The organism is Bradyrhizobium sp. BR 1433, from assembly GCF_051547665.1.
GTDB classification, from domain to species: Bacteria; Pseudomonadota; Alphaproteobacteria; order Rhizobiales; family Xanthobacteraceae; genus Bradyrhizobium; species Bradyrhizobium australafricanum.
In genome coordinates, this window is sequence record NZ_JBPUGG010000001.1 from 699,833 (window position 1) to 719,887 (window position 20,055).

At 65.6% G+C, this 20,055-nt stretch carries 15 protein-coding genes and 2 pseudogenes; 7 read left to right on the plus strand and 10 right to left on the minus strand.

The window, feature by feature from the left end; translation table 11 throughout:
* Positions 1-2 precede the first annotated feature (2 nt).
* Positions 3-1,187, plus strand: coding sequence for an acetate/propionate family kinase (locus ACSKB9_RS03510; protein WP_438071690.1), 1,185 nt, complete (start codon positions 3-5; stop codon positions 1,185-1,187).
* 227 nt (positions 1,188-1,414) lie between these two features.
* Here ACSKB9_RS03510 and ACSKB9_RS03515 read toward each other — a convergent pair whose 3' ends face one another.
* Positions 1,415-2,221 carry an enoyl-CoA hydratase/isomerase family protein gene (locus ACSKB9_RS03515; RefSeq protein ID WP_438071691.1) on the minus strand — a complete coding sequence of 269 codons (807 nt, stop codon included), beginning with the start codon at positions 2,219-2,221 and terminating at the stop codon, positions 1,415-1,417.
* 74 nt (positions 2,222-2,295) lie between these two features.
* Between ACSKB9_RS03515 and nthA the strand changes: the two genes are divergently transcribed.
* Genes nthA through ACSKB9_RS03530 form a run of 3 tightly spaced genes read left to right on the plus strand, consistent with a single transcriptional unit; the run spans position 2,296 to position 3,958 of the window.
* A complete protein-coding gene (gene nthA, locus ACSKB9_RS03520; protein WP_028344028.1) occupies positions 2,296-2,925 on the plus strand; it encodes a nitrile hydratase subunit alpha in 630 nt (209 codons plus the stop codon).
* Positions 2,922-3,581, plus strand: a complete 660-nt coding sequence (gene nthB, locus ACSKB9_RS03525) for a nitrile hydratase subunit beta (RefSeq protein ID WP_438071693.1) — start codon at positions 2,922-2,924, stop codon at positions 3,579-3,581. Before nthA ends, nthB begins: the two co-directional genes overlap by 4 nt.
* Positions 3,581-3,958, plus strand: a complete 378-nt coding sequence (locus ACSKB9_RS03530) for a nitrile hydratase accessory protein (RefSeq protein WP_229161973.1) — start codon at positions 3,581-3,583, stop codon at positions 3,956-3,958. The genes nthB and ACSKB9_RS03530 overlap by 1 nt, the downstream gene beginning before the upstream one ends.
* A gap of 467 nt (positions 3,959-4,425) precedes the next feature.
* Here the strand turns inward: ACSKB9_RS03530 and queC are convergent, their stop codons facing one another.
* Positions 4,426-5,145, minus strand: coding sequence for a 7-cyano-7-deazaguanine synthase QueC (queC, locus tag ACSKB9_RS03535; protein ID WP_438071695.1), 720 nt, complete (start codon positions 5,143-5,145; stop codon positions 4,426-4,428).
* A 128-nt stretch (positions 5,146-5,273) separates the two neighbouring features.
* Here queC and mazG point away from each other — a divergent pair, with 128 nt between their 5' ends.
* Both mazG and ACSKB9_RS03545 read left to right on the plus strand, forming a co-directional pair.
* Positions 5,274-6,119, plus strand: a complete 846-nt coding sequence (gene mazG, locus ACSKB9_RS03540) for a nucleoside triphosphate pyrophosphohydrolase (RefSeq protein ID WP_438071697.1) — start codon at positions 5,274-5,276, stop codon at positions 6,117-6,119.
* Positions 6,120-6,214: 95 nt separating this feature from the next.
* Positions 6,215-7,176, plus strand: a protein-coding gene (locus tag ACSKB9_RS03545) for an IS630 family transposase (RefSeq protein ID WP_438071698.1) whose coding sequence is annotated in 2 segments (ribosomal slippage) — positions 6,215-6,554 and positions 6,554-7,176 — 963 coding nt in all. Because the reading frame shifts where the segments join, the coding sequence is not laid out codon by codon here.
* A gap of 152 nt (positions 7,177-7,328) precedes the next feature.
* Here ACSKB9_RS03545 and mgtE read toward each other — a convergent pair.
* The 8 genes and pseudogenes from mgtE to dusB form a co-directional block, all read right to left on the minus strand.
* Positions 7,329-8,699, minus strand: coding sequence for a magnesium transporter (mgtE, locus tag ACSKB9_RS03550; RefSeq protein WP_438071699.1), 1,371 nt, complete (start codon positions 8,697-8,699; stop codon positions 7,329-7,331).
* Positions 8,700-8,853: 154 nt separating this feature from the next.
* On the minus strand, positions 8,854-10,236 hold the full coding sequence (gene hflX / locus ACSKB9_RS03555) for a GTPase HflX (protein ID WP_253623863.1): 1,383 nt from the start codon (positions 10,234-10,236) through the stop codon (positions 8,854-8,856).
* An 11-nt stretch (positions 10,237-10,247) separates the two neighbouring features.
* The gene (gene hfq, locus ACSKB9_RS03560; protein ID WP_006020546.1) at positions 10,248-10,496 is read right to left on the minus strand and encodes an RNA chaperone Hfq; all 249 of its coding nucleotides are present in this window, start codon (positions 10,494-10,496) and stop codon (positions 10,248-10,250) included.
* 374 nt (positions 10,497-10,870) lie between these two features.
* The gene (gene ntrX, locus ACSKB9_RS03565; RefSeq protein ID WP_438071703.1) at positions 10,871-12,241 is read right to left on the minus strand and encodes a nitrogen assimilation response regulator NtrX; all 1,371 of its coding nucleotides are present in this window, start codon (positions 12,239-12,241) and stop codon (positions 10,871-10,873) included.
* Positions 12,242-12,258: 17 nt separating this feature from the next.
* Positions 12,259-14,743, minus strand: a pseudogene (locus tag ACSKB9_RS03570) (ATP-binding protein).
* Positions 14,744-14,931: 188 nt separating this feature from the next.
* Positions 14,932-16,375, minus strand: a pseudogene (gene ntrC / locus ACSKB9_RS03575) (nitrogen regulation protein NR(I)).
* Positions 16,376-16,384: 9 nt separating this feature from the next.
* The gene (locus ACSKB9_RS03580; RefSeq protein WP_026192783.1) at positions 16,385-17,560 is read right to left on the minus strand and encodes a two-component system sensor histidine kinase NtrB; all 1,176 of its coding nucleotides are present in this window, start codon (positions 17,558-17,560) and stop codon (positions 16,385-16,387) included.
* Positions 17,557-18,558, minus strand: a complete 1,002-nt coding sequence (gene dusB / locus ACSKB9_RS03585; RefSeq protein ID WP_438080036.1) for a tRNA dihydrouridine synthase DusB — start codon at positions 18,556-18,558, stop codon at positions 17,557-17,559. Before dusB ends, ACSKB9_RS03580 begins: the two co-directional genes overlap by 4 nt.
* 284 nt (positions 18,559-18,842) lie before the next feature.
* On the opposite strand from dusB, the gene ACSKB9_RS03590 reads away from it, so the two are divergent.
* On the plus strand, positions 18,843-20,054 hold the full coding sequence (locus ACSKB9_RS03590; protein WP_438071705.1) for a bifunctional 2-C-methyl-D-erythritol 4-phosphate cytidylyltransferase/2-C-methyl-D-erythritol 2,4-cyclodiphosphate synthase: 1,212 nt from the start codon (positions 18,843-18,845) through the stop codon (positions 20,052-20,054).
* Position 20,055 lies beyond the last annotated feature (1 nt).

Sequence of the window (20,055 nt, forward strand, 5' to 3'; positions counted from 1 at the left end):
CCATGCCGACCTCCAATGCGGTTCTGGTCGTCAACTCCGGCTCGTCGAGCATCAAGTTCGGCGTTTTCGATGCTTCACATGCCGATCCCAAGCTGCTCTGCAAGGCGCAGATCGATGAGCACGAGGGCGCCTCGCGATTGGTCTTCACCGATCCGGCCGGCCGCGCGTCGTTCGCGTTGGAGCAAGCCGAACCAGATGCGCCGCCCGATCGGCTGCTCGCCGACGTCCTGGCACGGATCGAACATCATCTCGGCGAGCGGCTGCGTGCCGTCGGGCATCGCGTCGTACACGGCGGCCGCGAATTTCCGCGACCGGTCGAAGTCAATCGGACGGTGCTTGCCGTCCTCGACGCCCTCACCCCGCTGGCGCCGCTGCATCAGCCTCGGTGCCTGACGCCAATCCGGGCAATCAGCGCGATCCGGCCGGAACTGATGCAGGTCGCATGCTTCGACACGTCGTTCCATCATGGCCTCGCGCCGCCCGTCAATCGGTTTGCGATCCCGAGACATCTCGAACGCGCCGGCATTCGGCGCTACGGCTTTCACGGCCTCTCCTTTGAATATGTCGCGGGCCGCCTTGCCGACATCTCGCCGGAGTTTTCCTCGAAGCGCACCGTGGTGGCGCATCTCGGTAACGGCGCAAGCCTCTGCGCCATGCGCAACGGCCGGAGCATCGACACCACGATGGGTCTGACGCCCCTCGACGGCCTGGTCATGGGGACCCGTTGCGGCACGATCGATCCGGGCGTTCTGCTTTACCTCCAGCAGCAGAACGGCATGTCGGTCGACGACCTTGAGCAGCTGCTTTATCACCAATCGGGGCTGCTCGGCGTTTCGGGCATCTCCTCCGACATGCGTGTCCTGCTCGCAAGCAAGGAGCCCGCCGCGAAGGAAGCGGTTGATCTCTTCACGTTCCGCACCGCGCAGCAGGTCGTCGCGATGGCTGGCACGCTGGGCGGACTGGAATGCCTGGTGTTCACCGGCGGTATCGGCGAGCACGCGGGCGAAGTTCGCAGCCAGGTCTGCGAACGCCTGCGATGGCTGGGTGTTGAGCTCGATCCATCCGCCAACGCCGCGGCAGAGCTGCACATTGCTGGCAAGGACAGTTCAGGGGACGTGCTCGTCATGGCGACAAACGAGGAAGCAACGATCGCTCGCCACTGCGCAGCCTTGATCTCGGGAACCTAGGATCGAGAGGCGCGATTCACATAGGCAAATGCGGATGCCGGTGATGGGCGCATGGTGCGCGCTGCCTGCTCGGTCTCGACAACGGTGCAGGCGGATGACCCCAGCGTCGGCCCCAGGGCCCGCAAAGGTGCTGGGGTCGTCTCCGCACCGCAAAGGCCCTGACGCACCGGCCCGGCGTCAGGGCCTTCGCCATTCCGAAGCCTGGAAAGGCTCTTGAACGACACGCATCAGCGCCCCTTGAAGCGCGGCTTCCGCCGTCCGAGGAAGGCCGCGACGCCTTCCTTGTGATCCTCGGTCAGGCTCGCCAGCGCGAACTGGTCGAGGTCCATGTGGCTGGCGAGATCGTCGAGCGCATGTGCGAGCCGGTTGACCGTCAGCTTGGTCATCGCGACCGAGATCGGCGGCTGGGCAGCGACCTTGGCCGCGAGCGCCATCGCGATGTCATATGACTTTCCAGGATCGGTCACCTGCTCCACCAGGCCCCACTCGTAGGCCTCCTCGGCCGAGATCCGGTCGTCGGCCAGGATCACCGCCTGCTTGGTGCGCGCCGGTCCCATCAGATGCAGCATGCGCGGCACGCTCTGCCAGCTCATGTTCATGCCGAGCGCGATTTCCGGCACCCGCATATGCGCGTCACGCGCCATGACGCGGAAATCCAGCGCGACCGCGAGTGCCACGCCGCCGCCGACGCAAAAGCCCTCGATCGTGCCGATCGTGACCTGCTCCATGTCCTGCCAAGCGCGCGTCAGCCGCGGCCCGAGCTTCAGGTGCCGGCGCAGCGTGCCCATGTCCATGGTCTGGCGAGAACGCCCCTCGGCGTCCTTGAGGTCGAAGCCGGCGCTGAACGATTTGGCGCCGCCGGTCAGCACCACCACCGAGGTCTCGCTATCGTCCTCGAAACTGCGCGCCGCGTCGGTCAGCTGCCGCAGCGCCTCCGGCGACAGCGCGTTGATACCGTCGCCGCGGTCGAACCGCACCACGGCGATGCGGCCCTCCGGCCCGAGGCCTTTCTCGATCGTCACATAGTCAACCACGCATACCTCCCCGCTCGCATTCTTGTGTACTGCCTGCCTCGACATAGCACGACGGTTTCGCCTATTCTGTGGGCATGAGCGAACATGATCATCACCACCACGATCACGACCATTCTGAACTGTCGGAGACCGAACTGCGCGTCCGTGCGCTGGAATCGATCCTGACCGAGAAGGGCTATGTCGAGGCTGCCGCGCTCGACGCCATCGTGCAGGCCTATGAGACCAAGATCGGCCCGCATAACGGCGCCCGGGTCGTCGCCAAGGCCTGGACCGATCCCGCCTTCAAGAAGGCGCTGCTCGAGGACGCCAGCAAGGCGGTCGGCACCCTCGGCCATGTCAGCCGGGTCGGCGACCATCTGGTCGCGATCGAGAATACACCCGGCCGCCACAACATGGTCGTCTGCACATTGTGCTCCTGTTATCCTTGGGAAATGCTCGGGCTGCCGCCGGTCTGGTACAAGGCCTCGCCGTATCGCTCGCGCGCGGTCAAGGATCCGCGCGGCGTGCTCGCCGATTTCGGCGTCAGCCTGCCGAAGGAGACGGAAATCCGGGTCTGGGATTCGACCGCGGAGACGCGCTTTCTGGTGCTGCCGATGCGGCCCGAAGGCACCGAGGGCTGGAGCGAAGACCAGCTCGCCGAGCTGGTGACGCGCGATTCCATGATCGGCACCGGCTTTCCCAAGAAACCGGGGGCGCCGTCATGAACGGCGTCCACGACATGGGCGGCATGGACGGGTTCGGCAAGGTCGAGCCCGAGCCGAACGAGCCGATGTTCCATGAGGAATGGGAATCCCGGGTGCTCGCCATGGTCCGTGCGATGGGCGCAGCCGGCGCCTTCAACATCGACGCCTCGCGCTTCTATCGCGAGACCCTGCCCCCGCAGGTCTATCTGTCGAGCTCCTACTACAGGAAATGGCTGCTTGGGCTGGAAGCCCTGCTGCTCGACAAGGGCTATATCTCCAAGGACGACGTCGCCGCCGGGCATTCCGTCGCGCCGGCGAAATCGCTCAAGCACGGCAAGTTCTCCGTCGCCGACATCGAGCGCATCATGGTGCGCGGCAAGTTCGGCCGCGCCGCGCCGGGACCTGCGAAATTCAAGACCGGCGATCGGGTTCGGGCGAAGAACATCCATCCCGCCACGCACACACGGTTGCCGCGCTACGTGCGCGGTCACGTCGGGGTGGTCGAGCGCGATCATGGCTGTCACGTATTTCCCGATACGGTGGCCAACGACGCCGGCGAGCATCCGCAATGGCTCTACACCGTCGTGTTCGACGGACGCGAGCTGTGGGGCCCGGACTCCGATCCGACCATCAAGGTCTCGATCGACGCGTTCGAGCCGTATCTGGAGGCCGTGTGATGGATGCAGGTGCCGCCGCGCGCGCCACCAGCGCAGTGTCCAGCATTCCCCGCGACCAGGACGGCCCGGTATTCCGCGCCCCGTGGGAGGCGCAGGCGTTCGCCATGGCCTTGACGCTGCATGACCGCGGCGTGTTCACCTGGCCCGAATGGGCCGCCGCGCTCGCCGACCAGATCAAGCGCGCGCAGGCCGCCGGCGATCCCGACACCGGCGAGACCTATTACCAGCACTGGCTCGCGACGCTCGAACATCTCGTCGCCGCCAAGGGCGTCACGACGCATGAGACACTACACCGCTACCGCGACGCCTGGGACCACGCCGCCGACCGCACCCCGCACGGCCAGCCGATCGTGCTGACGGCGGGGGATTTTAGGTAGCCTCGAATGCCATGATCACCTGCATGCGCGGGTGATGACATCGCGTGGTGGGGCGCCTTGAAGCGCGAACTCATCCTCATCGTCGTCCCGGCGAAGGCCGGGACCCATAACCCCAAATGCAAATTGTTACGCGATGCTGGAACGACGAGTCCCACCCACAACGCCTGCCGCGGCGTATGGGTCCCGGCCTTCGCCGGGACGACGACGGGGAGAGAACCGCGCACGGATTCCAGAGACGCCAGTGCTTGAGCCGAGCGGCCGCTGCGTGCTGGATCGCGAACCGTGCCCTGGGACGATTTCTGTATAATGGAAGAGTACCGTTGAGTTGCCCGACGTGTCAAGTTGCCGTGTCGGACAGTTGCCGTGTCGAACGTTGTCTGGTCGGGCGCCGGCCGCCGCCGGCTCCTTTGCATGGGGTTGTTTTCGATATTTTGGCCGTGCGCCCCTGCGGGGCCATCAGCCCACGGTTACGGGCCCCCCTGCGCGGCGTACTCCCGCCAGCCCTTGGCCCGCAGGCTGCAGGCCGGACATTCGCCGCAGCCATAGCCCCAATCGTGCTGCGCGCCGCGTTCGCCGAGATAGCAGGTGTGCGAGTGCTCGCGGATCAGGTCGACCAGCCCTGCTCCGCCGAGTTCGTGCGCGAGCCGCCAGGTCGCGGCCTTGTCGAGCCACATCAGCGGCGTGTGCAGCTCGAAATCCCTGGCCATGCCGAGATTGAGCGCGGACTGCAATGCCTTGATGGTCTCGTCGCGGCAGTCCGGGTAGCCGGAATAGTCGGTCTCGCACATGCCGCCGATGATGTGGCGGATCCCCCGCCGATAGGCCAGCGCCCCAGCGAAGGTGAGGAACACGAGGTTGCGGCCGGGCACGAAGGTGTTCGGCAAGCCGTCCGCGCCCATTTCGATCGCGACGTCGCGGGTCAGCGCGGTGTCGGAAATCTCCGACAGCGTCGGGATATCAAGCGTGTGGCTGTCGCCGAGTTTCGCAGACCATTCCGGCCGGACCCGCTTGATCCCGGCCAGCAGCTGGTCCCGGCAATCGAGCTCGATCGCGTGGCGCTGGCCGTAGGTGAAGCCCAGCATCTCGACGCGGGCAAAGCGCGACAAGGCCCAGGCAAGGCACGTGGTGGAATCCTGGCCGCCGGAAAACAGCACCAGCGCGGTGTCGGAAGTGTTCTGATCGCTCATGGAACGCGATTTAGCACCTGACGGCGCCGTGGCCAATCCGTGGACAGCGTCGCGATTCCGGCGTGTTTTACTGGGATCGGGAGGGGTGTTTTGGCATAAAGCCAATCCCTCTTTGATGCCGGTGCCCCATGACCCCATCCCGCGACATTTCCCGCCTGATCGAGATCATGGCTGCGCTGCGCACGCCGGTGACCGGCTGTCCATGGGACCTCGTGCAGAATTTCGAGACCATCGCGCCCTACACGATCGAGGAGGCCTATGAGGTTGCGGATGCGATTACGCGCGGCGATCTCGACGATTTGCGCGAGGAACTCGGCGACCTGCTGTTGCAGGTGGTCTATCACGCCAGGATGGCCGAGGAGCAGAACGCGTTCGCGTTCGGCGATGTGGTCGAGGCGATCACCAGGAAGATGATCCGCCGTCACCCGCACGTCTTCGCCGACAAGGACGGCAACATCCAGCCGGCCGGCGTCAAGAGCGCCTGGGAACGGATCAAGGCCGAGGAGAAGGCCGAGCGCGCCGCGCGGCGGCCGCCCGAAGAGACCGCGCACAAATCGCTGCTGTCGAGCGTGAAGGCGGGCCTGCCTGCCCTGACGCGCGCGATGGAGCTGCAGCGCAAGGCGTCCACCGTCGGCTTCGACTGGAACGACCCGCGCGCGGTGCTCGCCAAGATCCGCGAGGAGGCAGACGAGATCGAGGCCGCGCTCGACCGCAACGACAAGGCGGAGATCGCGGAGGAAACCGGCGACCTGATGTTCGCGCTGGTCAACCTCGCCCGCCACGTCGACGCCGATCCGGAAGCGACGCTGCGTGCGACCAACGCCAAGTTCGAGCGGCGCTTCGCCTATATCGAGAAGGCGCTGGCGGCGAAGGGACGTTCGCTCGATGGTGCGTCGCTGGAGGAGATGGACGCGTTGTGGAATGAAGCCAAAACCGCTGTCGTCCCTGCGAAAGCAGGGACCCATACCGCGTGATCTAGAGCGTTGGCCGATCTGACTGAATCGTTGGGGATTCACAAATCAGCGTTTTGGTGATTCAAGCTGGTCGCCGGAGCTGGAGGCCGGCGGGCATGGCGAAACCGCTGTCGATGGATCTTCGCGAACGTGTGCTTGCCTGTATTGAGAGTGGCATTTCAGGCCGGCAGGCTGCCGAGCGATTTGGCGTCAGCGCGGCAAGCGTAAGCCGCTGGCGAACGCGCGAGCGGGAGCAAGGCGATGCCCAGCCGAGGGCTCAGGGCGGCGACCGCAAGTCCCACCGGATTGATACTCATCAGGCGACGATCATGGCTCTGCTCGAGACGGCGCCGGATATCACCATCGAGGAATTGCGTGACGGCTTGAGCAAACAAGGCCTGTCCTTTGGCTATGGCACGATCCGCCGCTTCTTCGAGCGCCACAAGATCACGCGTAAAAAAAGACCGCCCATGCCTCAGAGCAGGATCGCCCGGACGTCTTGAAGCGACGCGAGGCCTGGCGCGAGAGCCAGGGCAAGCTCGACCGGGATCGGCTCGTCTTCATCGACGAGACCTGGGCGTCGACCAACATGGCGCGAACCCATGGCCGCTGCCAGCGCGGAGAACGTCTGCGGGCCAGCGTTCCTCACGGCCACTGGAAAACAACTACCTGCGTAGCCGCTCTAACCACACGCGGCATCATCGCGCCCTGGGTGCTCGATGGCCCCATCAACCGCAACGCCTTTGAGACCTATGTCGAAAAGGTGCTCATTCCTGAGCTGCCAGACCACGCCATCGTCATCATGGACAACCTCTCCAGCCACAAAGGGCCCCGCATACGTGAGATGATCGAGGCGGCCGGCGCTACGCTTCTCTATCTTCCGCCCTACAGTCCCGACCTCAATCCGATCGAGAATGCCTTCGCCAAGCTCAAAGCAAATCTGCGGAAGGCCGCCGAACGCACCGTCGGCGGCCTTTGGGATGCTGTCGGGCGCATCATCGACACCTACACGCCCACGGAATCCACAAACTACTTCATCGCCGCGGGCTACTTGCAACCTGATCGGCTAACGCTCTAGCGATTGGCCGACGGTATCAATCCCACGCATCGCCAGAGATTCAGCGAGGCGAACAAGATGCAGAACTTCCGCTGCACTCAACAACGATGGCCGGTGGTTATGGGTCCCTGCTTTCGCAGGGACGACACCGAGGTTGAGGGCGCAGGCTCAGCCTACAACAGCGTCCCGCGCAGGATCACCGCGGCAACGCCGAAATAGATCACGAGACCTGTAACGTCGACCAGTGTCGCGACGAACGGTGCCGACGCGCTGGCCGGGTCGAAGCCGATGCGTTTGAGGATGAAGGGCAGCATCGAGCCGCACAGCGATCCGAACGTGACGATGCCGATCAGCGCGGTGCCGACGGTCGCTGCGACGAGCACCCAATGCGGGCCGTAGTCGAACAGGCCGAGCGTCTGCCAGAGCGTGATCCTGACGACGCCGATCAGGCCGAGAATGGCGCCGAGCACGATGCCTGTCGGCAATTCCCGCACGGCGACACGCCACCAGTCGCGCAGCCGCACCTCGTGCAGCGCCAGCGAACGGATCAACAGCGAGGTTGCCTGGGAGCCGGAATTGCCGCCCGAGCTCATGATCAACGGGATGAAGAGCGTCAGGACGATCGCCTTCTCGAGCTCGCTCTGGTACGACTGCATTGCGGTCGCGGTCAGCATTTCCGACAGGAACAGCGCGCACAGCCAGCCGGCGCGCTTCTTGATCATCTCGCCGAAACCGATCCGCAAATACGGCTCGTCGATCGCTTCCATGCCGCCGAACTTCTGGGCGTCCTCGGTCGATTCCTCGACGATGGCGTCGATGACGTCGTCGACCGTGACGATGCCGAGGATATGGCCGGGGCCGTCGACGACGGCGACGGCGAGCAGGTCGTAGCGCGAGATCAGCCGTGCGGCTTCCATGCGGTCGGCCTCCGGCGAGATCATCAGCGGCTTCCGCGCCGGCGCCGCGGTCAGCACGTTGGCGTGCGGATCGCCCGAGATCAGGCGGCGCAGCGGTACGGCCTGGATCAGGGTCTTCTTGCCCGGGTCGATCACGAAGATCGAGTAGACGGTCTCGCGGGTGCGCTCGACCATCCGGATGTGATGCAGGACCTCGGCGATGGTCCAGCTCGAGGGCACGCTGACGAATTCGGTCGTCATGATGCTGCCGGCGCTGCGCTCGGGATAGGCCAACAGCCCCGAGATGACGTTGCGGGTCTCCGGATTGAGCCCGTTCAGCAGCGTGGTGCGCAGCGGCTCGACCAGCTCCTTGAAGATATCTGCGGCACGGTCGTCGGAGACGCCCGACAGCAGCGAGACCGCGGTATCTTTCGGCAGCTCGGCGAGGATCTCGCAGGTGTTGTCGAGCCCGGGCAGGTCGAGCACCTCGATCGCCTTCTCGGCCGGCAGCGATCGCAGCAGCTTCGCGGCATCCGCGGGCTCGCGGGCATTGAGCGCCTCGACGATTTCGGGCGCCCGCTCCTGTGCAAGATCACCGCTCTGGTCGGCGAGCGTCTCTTTCGTGATGGTTTCGCTGGTGTCCTGCATCGATCCGCCTCGGCTTTGCGTTCTGCAGCGCAATGAACCAAGGCGGCGCGGATTTCAAACAGAAAGTGCGACGCCGCGTCGCAGGCGCATCGGCGCCCTGCAACGTCACGGCATCGTCATATTTCGGAAGATTGCAGGGCCCGTATTCGAGGGCTTACGCCTCGTAGGGGACGGCGGCGAACCGGCTCATCACGATGTCGCGCTTGGTCTCGTCGACGCGCACCGTCATGTCGAAGCGCTCGCCATGCAGCTCCTTGTTCAGGACCTCGGCATTGCGGTGCAGCCAGCTGATGCCGGCGCCATCGGAGGCGTCGATCGAGAGATTGAGCGTCGAGCGTTTGGCCGCGAGGCGATCCTCGATCGCGGCGAGCAGCGCATCGATCCCCTCGCCTGTTGCGGCCGAAACCAGGAAGCACGGCCGCTCCGGCGGACGGCGCGCGGCGATATTGCGCAAATTGTCCCGCTCCTCGGGATCGAAGCGGTCGATCTTGTTCCAGACCTCGATGATACGCTGACCGCCGTCGGCGTCGGGGTCGATGCCGAGTTGGCGCAACACCGCCTCGACGTCGCGCTCCTGCGCCTCCGCGTCCTCATGGGAGATGTCGCGGACATGCAGGATGATGTCGGCTTCCAGCACCTCTTCCAGCGTGGCGCGGAACGCGGCCACCAGCTGGGTCGGCAGATTGGAGATGAAGCCGACCGTGTCCGACAGCATCGCCTTGCCGCCATGCGGCAGGTTGAGCGCGCGCAGGGTCGGGTCGAGCGTCGCAAACAGCATGTCAGCGGCCTGCACGTCAGCGCGGGTCAGGCGGTTGAACAGCGTCGATTTGCCGGCATTGGTGTAGCCGACCAGCGCCACCACGCGATATGGCACGCGTTGGCGGCCGGCGCGATGCAGCCGCCGCGTCGCCTGCACCTTCTTCAACTCGCCTTCGAGCTTGGTGATGCGCTCGCTGATCAGGCGGCGGTCGGCCTCGATCTGAGTTTCGCCGGGGCCGCCCATGAAGCCGAAGCCGCCGCGCTGGCGCTCGAGGTGGGTCCAGGACCGCACCAGTCGGCTGCGCTGGTAGTTGAGATGGGCGAGCTCGACCTGCAGCGCGCCTTCCTTGGTCTTGGCGCGGCGGCCGAAGATTTCCAGGATCAGGCCGGTGCGGTCGAGCACCTTGGTGCTCCAGGCCTTCTCGAGATTGCGCTGCTGGATTGGCGACAGCGCGCAATCCATCACCACGAGCTCGACCTGGTTGCTGGCGACGAGGCCGTTGATCTCCTCGACCTTGCCCTTGCCGAGGTAAGTCGCGGGCCGGATCTGGCTGATCGGCGCGATCACGGAGTCCACCACCGTGAGGTCGATTGCACCGGCGAGGCCGGCGGCTTCCTCGATCCGCGCTTCATAGTCGCGGACAGAGGAATCCGTTTGCGCATCGCCGTCGCCACGGCGCGTGCGCAGGTACGGGCCGATGACGATCACCCGCCCGGTGCTGCCGTCCCCCGCCGACCGTGCACGGTCGGCGCCCCCTTCACGATTGAAGGGTTCCAATCAGTTCACTCTCAAGCCGGTGCGTCCTCACCACCTTCGAACAACTGAATCGGAGCTCCGGGCATGATGGTCGAGATCGCGTGCTTGTAGACCAGCTGCGAGTGACCATCGCGCCGCAGCAGCAAGCAGAAATTGTCGAACCATGTGACAATGCCCTGCAGCTTTACTCCGTTGACCAGAAATATCGTCAGTGGCGTCTTGGTTTTACGAACGTGATTAAGGAAGGTGTCTTGTAGATTTTGTGCGCGGTCTGCCGCCATTGTTTTTGTCCCGCAAGCTTGTGCTTCTTTTTATTGAACCGGTTGTTGCTCTCTGACGGAGCCTCCTCCGGCTGCCCACCTGCCACGAGATCCCCCTCCGGCAGGCATAGCGGTAGGATTAGAGGCTACGCGCGGTTTTTAGGCAAGCCAGTTCGCGGTGCAGTCGGTAGGAACACGGTGGCAATTCTAAGAAAGTGCGGGGAAAGAGACGAATATTCTCGTGGAGAGTGGATAAATCCCCGGTTGTACCGGCCCCGCCCTCGCCCCGCCGATCGATCCAAACCGCCCCGAGAGCCGCCTGTCGGCTCCCCGGCGGGTGACCGCCGGGGCTTCGCTTCGAGCCGCCAGCGGACTGCCGGCCTGCCGCGCCGGGGTCAGCCGACCCCGAGCGCCTTCAGCTTGCGATGCAGCGCCGAGCGCTCCATGCCGACGAACTCCGCGGTGCGCGAGATATTGCCGGAGAAGCGGCTGATCTGGGCGATCAGATAGTCGCGCTCGAACACCTCGCGCGCCTCGCGCAACGGCAGGCCCATGATGTGCTCGCCATTGTTGGAGGTCGGCATCGCCGGCACCATCGAGCCGACGTCCTGCGGCAGCATGTCGGCGGTGATGATCGCCTCCGGACCGCCGCCGGCCAGGATCATCACGCGCTCGACATTGTTGCGGAGCTGGCGGACGTTGCCCGGCCAGACGTGCGACTGCAGGACCGCCATCGCGTCCTGCCCGATTTGCCGCTTCGGCAGGCCGGTGGCGGCCGAGATCTGGTCCATGAAATAGTCGATCAGCTCGGGGATGTCCTCGCGCCGTTCCGACAGCGGCGGTACGCGGATCGGCACCACTGAGAGGCGATGATAGAGGTCCTCGCGGAAGCGGCCTGCGGCGATCTCCTCCTCGAGATTGCGCGCGGTCGAGGAGATGATGCGGACGTCGACATGAACCTTGCCGGTGCCGCCCTGGCGCTGGAAGGTCTGATCGACCAGCACACGCAGAATCTTGTTCTGGGTCTCGCGGGGCATGTCCGCGATCTCGTCGATGAACAGCGTGCCGCCATGCGCCTCCTCGAGCGCGCCGGCCTTGCGCTGCTGCTCGCCGTTCGATCCCTCGATCCCGAACAGCTCGATCTCCATGCGCTCCGGCGTGATCGCGGCCGCATTGATCACCACGAACGGCCCCTCGGCGCGCCCGGAGGCTGTGTGCAGGGTACGCGCAGCCAGTTCCTTGCCGGCACCGGAGGGGCCGACGATCAGGATGCGGCTGTTGGCCTTGGCGGCGCGGTCGATGGTCTGGCGCAGCTGGTTCATGCAGGCCGAACGGCCGGTCAGAGTGCTGGCCGCCGGAGCCAGTTGCTTGAGCTCCTTGACCTCGCGCTTGAGCCGCGAGGTTTCCAGCGCCCGGGTCGCGACCAGGATCAGCCGGTCCGACTTGAACGGCTTCTCGATGAAGTCGTAGGCACCGCGCTTGATCGCGGCGACCGCGGTCTCGATGTTGCCGTGGCCCGAGATCATCACGACGGGCAGATCGGCATTGTCCTTCTTGATCTGCTCGAGCAGCTGCAGGCCGTCGAGCTTGGAGCCCTGCAGCCAGATGTCGAGGAAGACCAGATTGGGCCGGCGATTGGCGATCTCGGCGAGCGCCGAGTCGCTGTCGCGCGCGGTGCGCGTGGAAAAGCCCTCATCGTCCAGAATACCCGCAACGAGGTCGCGAATGTCAGCTTCGTCGTCGACAATCAGAATGTCACTTGCCATGGGTTACACCTGCCTTGTCAGTCGCTCGTCGCGGCTTTGAATTTTGGCTTTTGCGCATTTGGCTCTTGATTATTTGGCCCTTGATCAGCGGGATCTCGGATAGGTTCTTGGGTCGGTTCTTGGGTCGGTTCTTGGATTTTTGGTTCATTGTTGGTCGCTTGTGCCGGGCCGTTGGTCGGCTCCTCCGGCGGATTTTTTTCACTGTCCGGTTCGGTCTTGTCCGGTTTCACGTCCGGTTTTTGGTCCTTGCTTTCGGGCTTGTTCTCCGGCTTGGCCGCCTGGCCCGTGACGGCAAAGCGCAGCCGCATCCAGGCGCCGCGCTGGCCGTCGCGGAAATCGGAGGCATCCTTGAGCTCGATACGGCCGCCATGGTCCTCCAGAACGCGGCCGACGATCGCCAGGCCGAGGCCGGTGCCCTTCGCCCGGGTCGTGACATAGGGCTCGAGCAGGCGCGCGCGGGCGACCTTGGGCAGGCCGATGCCGTTGTCGACCACGTCGATCAGGATGTCGTCGTTCTCGCGCTGCGCCACGACGTCGATGCGGCCCTTGCCGAGCTCCTCGCGCGGCACCTGCTCGATCGCCTCGGTGGCGTTCTTGATGATGTTGGTCAGCGCCTGCGAGATCAGCCGGCGGTCGAACTGGGCGGGCAGCGGCGACTGCTTGATGTCGGCCTCGATGTCGAGATCGGGATGCGCGACCTTCATCAGGAACACCGCCTGGCGCACCACGTCGGCGACATCCTCGCCTTCCATCACCGGCTTCGGCATCCGCGCAAAGCGCGAGAACTCGTCGACCATCCGCCTGATATCGTCGACCTGGCGCACGATGGTATCGGTGCACTGCTCGAAGATCGACTTGTCCTTCTCCTCGGTGATGGTCTTGCCGAACTTGCGGCGGATGCGCTCGGCGGAGAGCTGGATCGGGGTCAGCGGGTTCTTGATCTCGTGGGCGATGCGGCGGGCGACGTCGCCCCAGGCCGAGGTGCGCTGCGCCGACACCAGCTCGGTGATGTCGTCGAGTGTGATGATGTAGCTGTCGCGTGACTGGCTGGTCTGCTCGGCCGAGACGCGGACCGACAGGTTGCGCTCATGGCCGTCGCGCAGGATCGTGACCTGTCCCTGCACCAGGCGCTGCGTTCCCTCGCGCGCGGTCTTCATCATCTCGTCGAGCTCTGGCAGCACGTCCGAGAGCGGATGGCCGAGCGTCTCCGACTCGGCGTGCCCGATCAGCTTCTCCGCCGAGCGGTTGAGGACGCCGATGGTGCCTGAGGCGTCGACCCCGATGATGCCGGCAGAGGCCGACGACAGCACCGCTTCGATGAAGCGGCGGCGGCTGTCGATGGTTTCGCTGGCATCGACCAGCTCGTTGCGCTGGGTGCGCAGCTCCTGGGTCATCTTGTTGAAGATTTCGCCGAGCAGCGCGAGGTCGCTTTCCGACTTGTTGACGGGCACCTGGACATTGAGATTGCCGGTCGAGACCTCGCTCGCCGCGCCCATCAGCTGGCGGATCGGCGACACCAGCCCGTTGGCGAAGTTCAGGCCGATCAGCACCGAGGCCATCAGGATGGTCAACGCGATCACCGCGAACATCAGCGCGAACGCGACCTGGATGCCGAGCCTGCGGGTCTCGAGCTGGGCATATTCCGCCGCGCTGGTCTGGGTCTGCTTGAGCTGGGCAACCACCGCCGGATCGAGCAGCCGCGCCACATACAGGAACATGTCGTCATAGGCCCGCAGGCGGACCACGGAGGCGACGTAGTTTTCCGGAAAGACCGAGATCTTCGGCTCGGTCTCGTTGATGTCCTTCAGGATGTCGGGCGGCGGCGCCTCGTAGTTCAGGCGAACGCCGGTCTCGGCGCTGGCGACGATCTTGCCGTCCTTGTCCATCAGCACCGCGACCGGGAGATTGCGCGAACTCGGCGCCGGCCGTCATCAGCTGCAGGAACGTCATGCGATCCTGGTCGTAGAGCGGCCGCGCATGGGCGAGGTCATTGGCCATCGCCAGCGTGTCGCCGTTGATGAGCTGGGCGTGCTCCTGCATGTAGGCGCTGGCGATGGTCAGCGAATTCTGGATCACCTGCTTGGTGGGACCCGAGAACAGCCGGTCGAGGCCGCGCTCGATGGTGACGTTGGCCACGATCGACACCAGCACGGCGGGCAGCACCGCGATCACCGAGAACAGGCCGACGATCTGCACATGCAGCCGCGCCGCCGCCCGGCCGCGCCGCCTCGCCTGCACCATCTGCCAGACTTCCCGGACGATGATGCCGACCAGCAGCAGGATGGTGCCGGCATTGATCATCAGGAAGGAGCGGACCACCTCGGACGTGGGCTCGATCGGGGTCAGCCCGGTCAGCACCACGAAGGTCAGGAAGGCGGACAGCAGCGCGATGGCCACGGCAAACGGCGCCAGCCAGCGCCGCAGCGGGAAGCCCCGCGCCTCTGCATTGGGCTCGGCCGACGGGGCGCGTAATGTTGAAGCGGTGGTCTCTGCGCTGGTCATACCGGCAATTGAGCTGAGAGCGATCGCCCGCGGGAATTGCGAACTGATGCAATCATATCACAATGTTGCCGAATTGCGACATTTCCGCGGCGCAAACCCCTGGTGCGGCGCCGTGTCCCCAAAACCATTTGTGACTACTCAATACGGTAGCGAGCTTGAAGCGAGGCTTGCGCCCCGCCCTGGCAGCCCTAGCCGCCGCTCCGGTAGACCTGGATGTCGAGGTCGCGGATCTTCTTGCGCAGCGTATTGCGGTTCAATCCGAGCAGGTCGGCGGCCCGGATCTGGTTGCCGCGGGTCGCCGCCAGCGCGGCGGTCAGCAGCGGGATCTCGATCTCCTTGAGGATACGGTGGTAGAGGCCCGGCGGCGGCACGCCGTTCGGGAAGCCGGAGAAGTGCGACGACAGATAGGCCTCGACCGCGCCGCCGAGATTGTCGACGCCGACGGTCGCCGTGCTGCCCGAGGTGACGGCGGGCGGCGCCAGCTCGCCGTCGATGACGGAAGAAGTGATGACGTCCTGCGGGTAGAGCGCGGCGAGCCGCCGGGCGAGGTTTTCCAGCTCGCGGACGTTGCCCGGCCAGCGGTGCTGCTTGAGCCGCTCCAGCGCCTGGGCGTCGAGCTTCTTCGGCGGCAGGCCGTCCTTCTCGGCGAGCGAGAAGAAGTGCCGGATCAGGTCGGGCAGATCCTCGATGCGCTCGCGCAGCGGCGGCAGCCGCAACGGCACCACGTTGAGACGGAAAAACAGGTCTTCGCGGAACAGGCCCTGCTGGATCAGGATGCGCAGGTCCTTGTTGGAGGCGGCGACGATGCGGACGTCGGTCTTGATCGGGGTGCGGCCGCCGACCGTGGTGTACTCGCCCTGCTGCAGCACGCGGAGCAGCCGGGTCTGCGCCTCCATCGGCATGTCGCCGATCTCGTCGAGGAACAGCGTGCCGCCCTCGGCCTGCTCGAAGCGGCCGGAGGCGCGGGTGTTGGCGCCGGTGAATGCGCCGCGCTCATGGCCGAACAGCTCCGATTCGATCAGGTCGCGCGGGATCGCCGCCATGTTGACCGCGACGAACGGGCCGTTGCGGCGCCGCCCGTAGTCGTGCAGCGCGCGCGCGACCAGCTCCTTGCCGGTGCCGGATTCGCCCGAGATCATCACGGTGAGGTCGGTCTGCATCAACCGCGCCAGCACGCGGTAGATTTCCTGCATCGCCGGCGAGCGGCCGACCAGCGGGATCGAGTTCGAACTCGCCGTCGTCGGCAGGGCTGGAGACCCGCTCCTTCGGCTCGGCCAGCGCGCGGCCGACGATGGTGATCAGCTCCTTCAGGTCGAACGGCTTCGGCAGATATTCGTAGGCGCCGCGCTCGGAGGCCCGGATCGCGGTCATGAAGGTGTTCTGCGCGCTCATCACGATGACCGGCAAATTCGGCCGCATCTTCTTGATCCGCGGCAAGAGATCGAACGCGTTCTCGTCGGGCATCACGACGTCGGTGATGACAAGATCGCCCTCGCCCTGGCTGACCCAGCGCCACAGCGTGGCGGCGTTGCCGGTGAGGCGAACCTCATAGCCGGCGCGCGACAGCGCCTGGTTCAGGACGGTCCGGATGGCGGTGTCGTCGTCAGCGACAAGTATGCTACCTGCAGGCATTGGTGTTCCTCATCGTGCATCCTGAGAGGCAGGCGAGGACGTACCCGGAACGTCATCGCGGTTGCTTTGGTCGAGTTGCTTGGCGGCGCTGTACATCGGCATCAGCACGCGGAAAGTGGTTTTGCGCGGCTGCGACTCGCATTCGATGATGCCGCCGTGATCGCCGACGATCTTGGCGACCAGCGCGAGGCCGAGCCCGCTGCCGGTCTGCTTGGTGGTGACGAAGGGATCGAACAGGTTCGGCAGCAGGTCTTCCGGCACGCCAGAGCCGTTGTCCTTGACGCAGAATTCCAGCGGCAGCGAGACCCGCGATTTCTTGCCGGGCACCGACAGCCGCACGCCTGGCCGGAACGCAGTGGTGAGCTGGATCTCGGCATCGGTGCCGAGATCGGCCACCGCTTCGGCCGCGTTCTTCACGAGGTTGAGGAACACCTGGATCAGCTGGTCCTGGTTGGCCAGCACCGGCGGCAACGACGGATCGTAGTCCTCGATGAAGCGGACATTGCGGGCAAAGCCGGACTGCGCCAGGCGCTTCACATGATCGAGCACGGAATGGATGTTGACCGGGCCGCGCGCCACCGGGCGGTCGTCGCCGAACACTTCCATGCGGTCGACCAGCGTCACGATGCGGTCCGCCTCGTCGCAGATCAGCCGCGTCAGCAGCCGGTCCTCGGAGGATGCCTGCTGCTCCAAAAGCTGCGCCGCGCCGCGGATGCCCGACAGCGGGTTCTTGATCTCGTGGGCGAGCATCGCCGCCAGCGCGATCACCGAGCGCGCCGCGCTGCGGTGGGTGAGCTGGCGATCCATCTTGTCGGCGATGGTGCGCTCCTGCAGCATCACCACGATATGCCCGGGCCGCTCGGTCAGCGGCGCAACGTGCAGATCGACCTGGCGATCGCCGCCGATCCGCGGCGTGCCGAGATCGACCTTGTATTCGTTGACCGGCGAGCCGCTCGTCCGCACCTGCTCGATCAGCGCCAGCAGCGGGCTGCCGAACGGCACCAGCTCCTTCAGCGATTGCCGGCGCAGGAACTGGGTCGAGATCTCGAAGAAGGATTCGGCTGCGATATTGGCGTCGACGATCCGCCCGTCGGGTGCGACCAGCAGCACCGGATTGGGCAGCGCATTGAGGATGGCCTCCCCGTCAGTCGGCACCGGCCGGCGGAATTCCATGGCTGACGTCATGCGGCAGCACTCCAGGCAAAATCGTCGTAGGCGTCGGCGAGCGAGCGATGCACGCTGGACGGCTCTTCCGCGGTCAGGATCGCCTGCCGCCAGGTCTTCAATGTCGCGGCCGGCGCGCAGCTATAGGCCGCAGCAGCCTCCAGCGCCCAGCCGAGATGCTTGCGTGCATGCTTGAGCCCGATGCGCAGGCCATAGTGGCTGCAAACCTCGTCATAGAGCGCGCGAACGTGCTTGAGCTGCTCGGCGAGCGACGGCGCGGCCTCGGCGATCCCGGTCTCGAGGCGACGGCCGATCTGTCCCGGCAGCCAGGGCTGCCCCTGTGCGCCGCGGCCGATCATGACGGCGTCGGCGCCCGACATCTCGAGCGCACTGACAGCCTTGTCGAACGAGGTGATATCGCCGTTGACCACGACCGGGACGGTGACGGCGTCCTTGACCGCGCGCACGGCGTTCCAGTTGGCCTCGCCCTTGTAGAACTGGCAGCGGGTCCGGCCATGCACGGTGATCATCTGCACGCCGGCGTCCTCGGCGCGGCGCGCCAGTTCCGGCGCATTGAGCGAGCGGTCATCCCAGCCGAGCCGCATCTTCAGCGTCACCGGCACCTTGACCGCGGACAGCGTCGCCTCGATCAGCGTGATCGCGTGGTCGAGGTCGCGCATCAGGGCCGAGCCGGACTGGCCCCCGGTCACGTGGCGGGCCGGACAGCCCATGTTGATGTCGATGACGTCGGCGCCGGCGCCTTCGGCGATCCGTGCGCCCTCCGCCATCCAGTGGGTCTCGCAGCCCGCCAGCTGGACCACATGCGGCCCGACCCCGGCTGCCTCGCAACGCAGCTTCGACATCGGCTTGCCGTTGACCAGATCGTTGCTGGCGGTCATCTCGGAGACCACCAGGCCGGCGCCCAAAGTGGCCGCGAGTCGCCGGAAGGGCGCATCGGTGATGCCGGACATGGGCGCGAGGAGAACCCGGTTGGCGACAGCAATATCGCCGATCTTCAATGGGTTACGAGGAGTACTTTGCACGCCGGTCACAGCCGTCTCGTCGTTCTGTCAGCCACGCCATTGCAGCTGACGTCGTCTATTCTGCGCACAATTCTTGTGCAGTCAAGGCTCATGCCTACGGTTTAGACATTCCTATCACCAGTGCAGGTGCACTGCAACAAAATCTGCTTTTCCCACAGTCATCGGCAAACGCTCTGTTTTTGCGCAGCGGTCATGCTAAGGGCTGTGCGCGGCGATCCTCGCCGTCCCCTCATCCCCGATTCGTCTGTCACTGGTTCAAAATGCCGAAGCCTGAGCGTACCGCAGCCATCCTTGTCGCAGCCGGCCGTGGACTGCGCGCCGGCGCAGGCGGGCCGAAGCAATACCGGACGATCGGCGGACAGACGGTGATCTACCGCGCCATGGAGGCGTTCTCCGGACATCCGGACGTGTTTGCGGTGCAGCCTGTGGTCAATCCTGACGACACCGCGCTGTTCGATGAAGCAGTCGCAGGCCTCCGCCATCGGCCGCCGACGCCGGGCGGCGCGACCCGGCAGGCCTCGGTCCATGCCGGGCTCGAGGCGCTTGCAAGCGAGAAGCCGGACATCGTGCTGATCCACGATGCCGCGCGCCCCTTCGTCACATCAGCCGTGATCTCGCGCGCGATCGCCGCGGCCGGCCGGACCGGCGCTGCGATCCCCGTGATTCCCGTCACCGACACCATCAAACTCACCGGCGATGCCGGCGACGTCGAGGCGACGCCGGAGCGCGCGCGCCTGCGGATCGCGCAGACGCCACAGGCTTTTCGTTTCGACGTAATATTGGAGGCGCATCGTCGCGCAGCACGCGATGGCCGCCCCGATTTCACCGACGATGCGGCGCTTGCCGAGTGGGCGGGATTGACGGTTGCGACGTTTGAAGGTGATGCTGCCAACATGAAACTCACCACACCCGAGGACTTCGTGCGCGAGGAAGCGCGGCTCGCAAGCCAGCTCGGCGACATCAGAACCGGCACCGGCTACGACGTGCACGCCTTTGGCGACGGTGACCATGTGATGATCTGCGGCGTGCGCGTGCCGCACACGAAGGGATTCCTGGCCGATTCCGACGGCGATGTCGGGCTGCATGCGCTGGTCGACGCGATCCTCGGCGCGCTGGCCGACGGCGATATCGGCTCGCATTTCCCGCCGAGCGACGCCAAGTGGAAAGGCGCCTCCTCCGACCAGTTCCTGAAATACGCGGTCGAGCGCGTCACCGCGCGTGGCGGACGGATCGCCAATCTCGAAGTGACGCTGATCTGCGAGCGGCCGAAGATCGGGCCGTTGCGCGACACCATGCGGGCGAAGATCGCGGAGATCTCCGGCGTCCACATCTCGCGCGTGGCGGTCAAGGCCACCACCAGCGAGCGGCTCGGCTTCACCGGCCGCGAGGAAGGCATCGCGGCAACCGCGAGCGCCACGGTCCGTCTCCCTTGGGACGATAAAGGTTGGGATGATAAAGGCTGGAGTGCCTGAC

What these genes read in the sequence shown, in the direction of transcription:
- ACSKB9_RS03510 (WP_438071690.1), top strand. Translation starts at nt 3, where the DNA reads ATGCCGACCTCCAATGCGGTTCTGGTCGTCAACTCCGGCTCGTCGAGC.
- nthA (WP_028344028.1), top strand. Translation starts at nt 2,296, where the DNA reads ATGAGCGAACATGATCATCACCACCACGATCACGACCATTCTGAACTG.
- nthB (WP_438071693.1), top strand. Translation starts at nt 2,922, where the DNA reads ATGAACGGCGTCCACGACATGGGCGGCATGGACGGGTTCGGCAAGGTC.
- ACSKB9_RS03530 (WP_229161973.1), top strand. Translation starts at nt 3,581, where the DNA reads ATGGATGCAGGTGCCGCCGCGCGCGCCACCAGCGCAGTGTCCAGCATT.
- queC (WP_438071695.1), bottom strand. Translation starts at nt 5,145, where the DNA reads ATGAGCGATCAGAACACTTCCGACACCGCGCTGGTGCTGTTTTCCGGC.
- mazG (WP_438071697.1), top strand. Translation starts at nt 5,274, where the DNA reads ATGACCCCATCCCGCGACATTTCCCGCCTGATCGAGATCATGGCTGCG.
- mgtE (WP_438071699.1), bottom strand. Translation starts at nt 8,699, where the DNA reads ATGCAGGACACCAGCGAAACCATCACGAAAGAGACGCTCGCCGACCAG.
- hfq (WP_006020546.1), bottom strand. Translation starts at nt 10,496, where the DNA reads ATGGCGGCAGACCGCGCACAAAATCTACAAGACACCTTCCTTAATCAC.
- ntrX (WP_438071703.1), bottom strand. Translation starts at nt 12,241, where the DNA reads ATGGCAAGTGACATTCTGATTGTCGACGACGAAGCTGACATTCGCGAC.
- ACSKB9_RS03580 (WP_026192783.1), bottom strand. Translation starts at nt 17,560, where the DNA reads ATGACGTCAGCCATGGAATTCCGCCGGCCGGTGCCGACTGACGGGGAG.
- ACSKB9_RS03590 (WP_438071705.1), top strand. Translation starts at nt 18,843, where the DNA reads ATGCCGAAGCCTGAGCGTACCGCAGCCATCCTTGTCGCAGCCGGCCGT.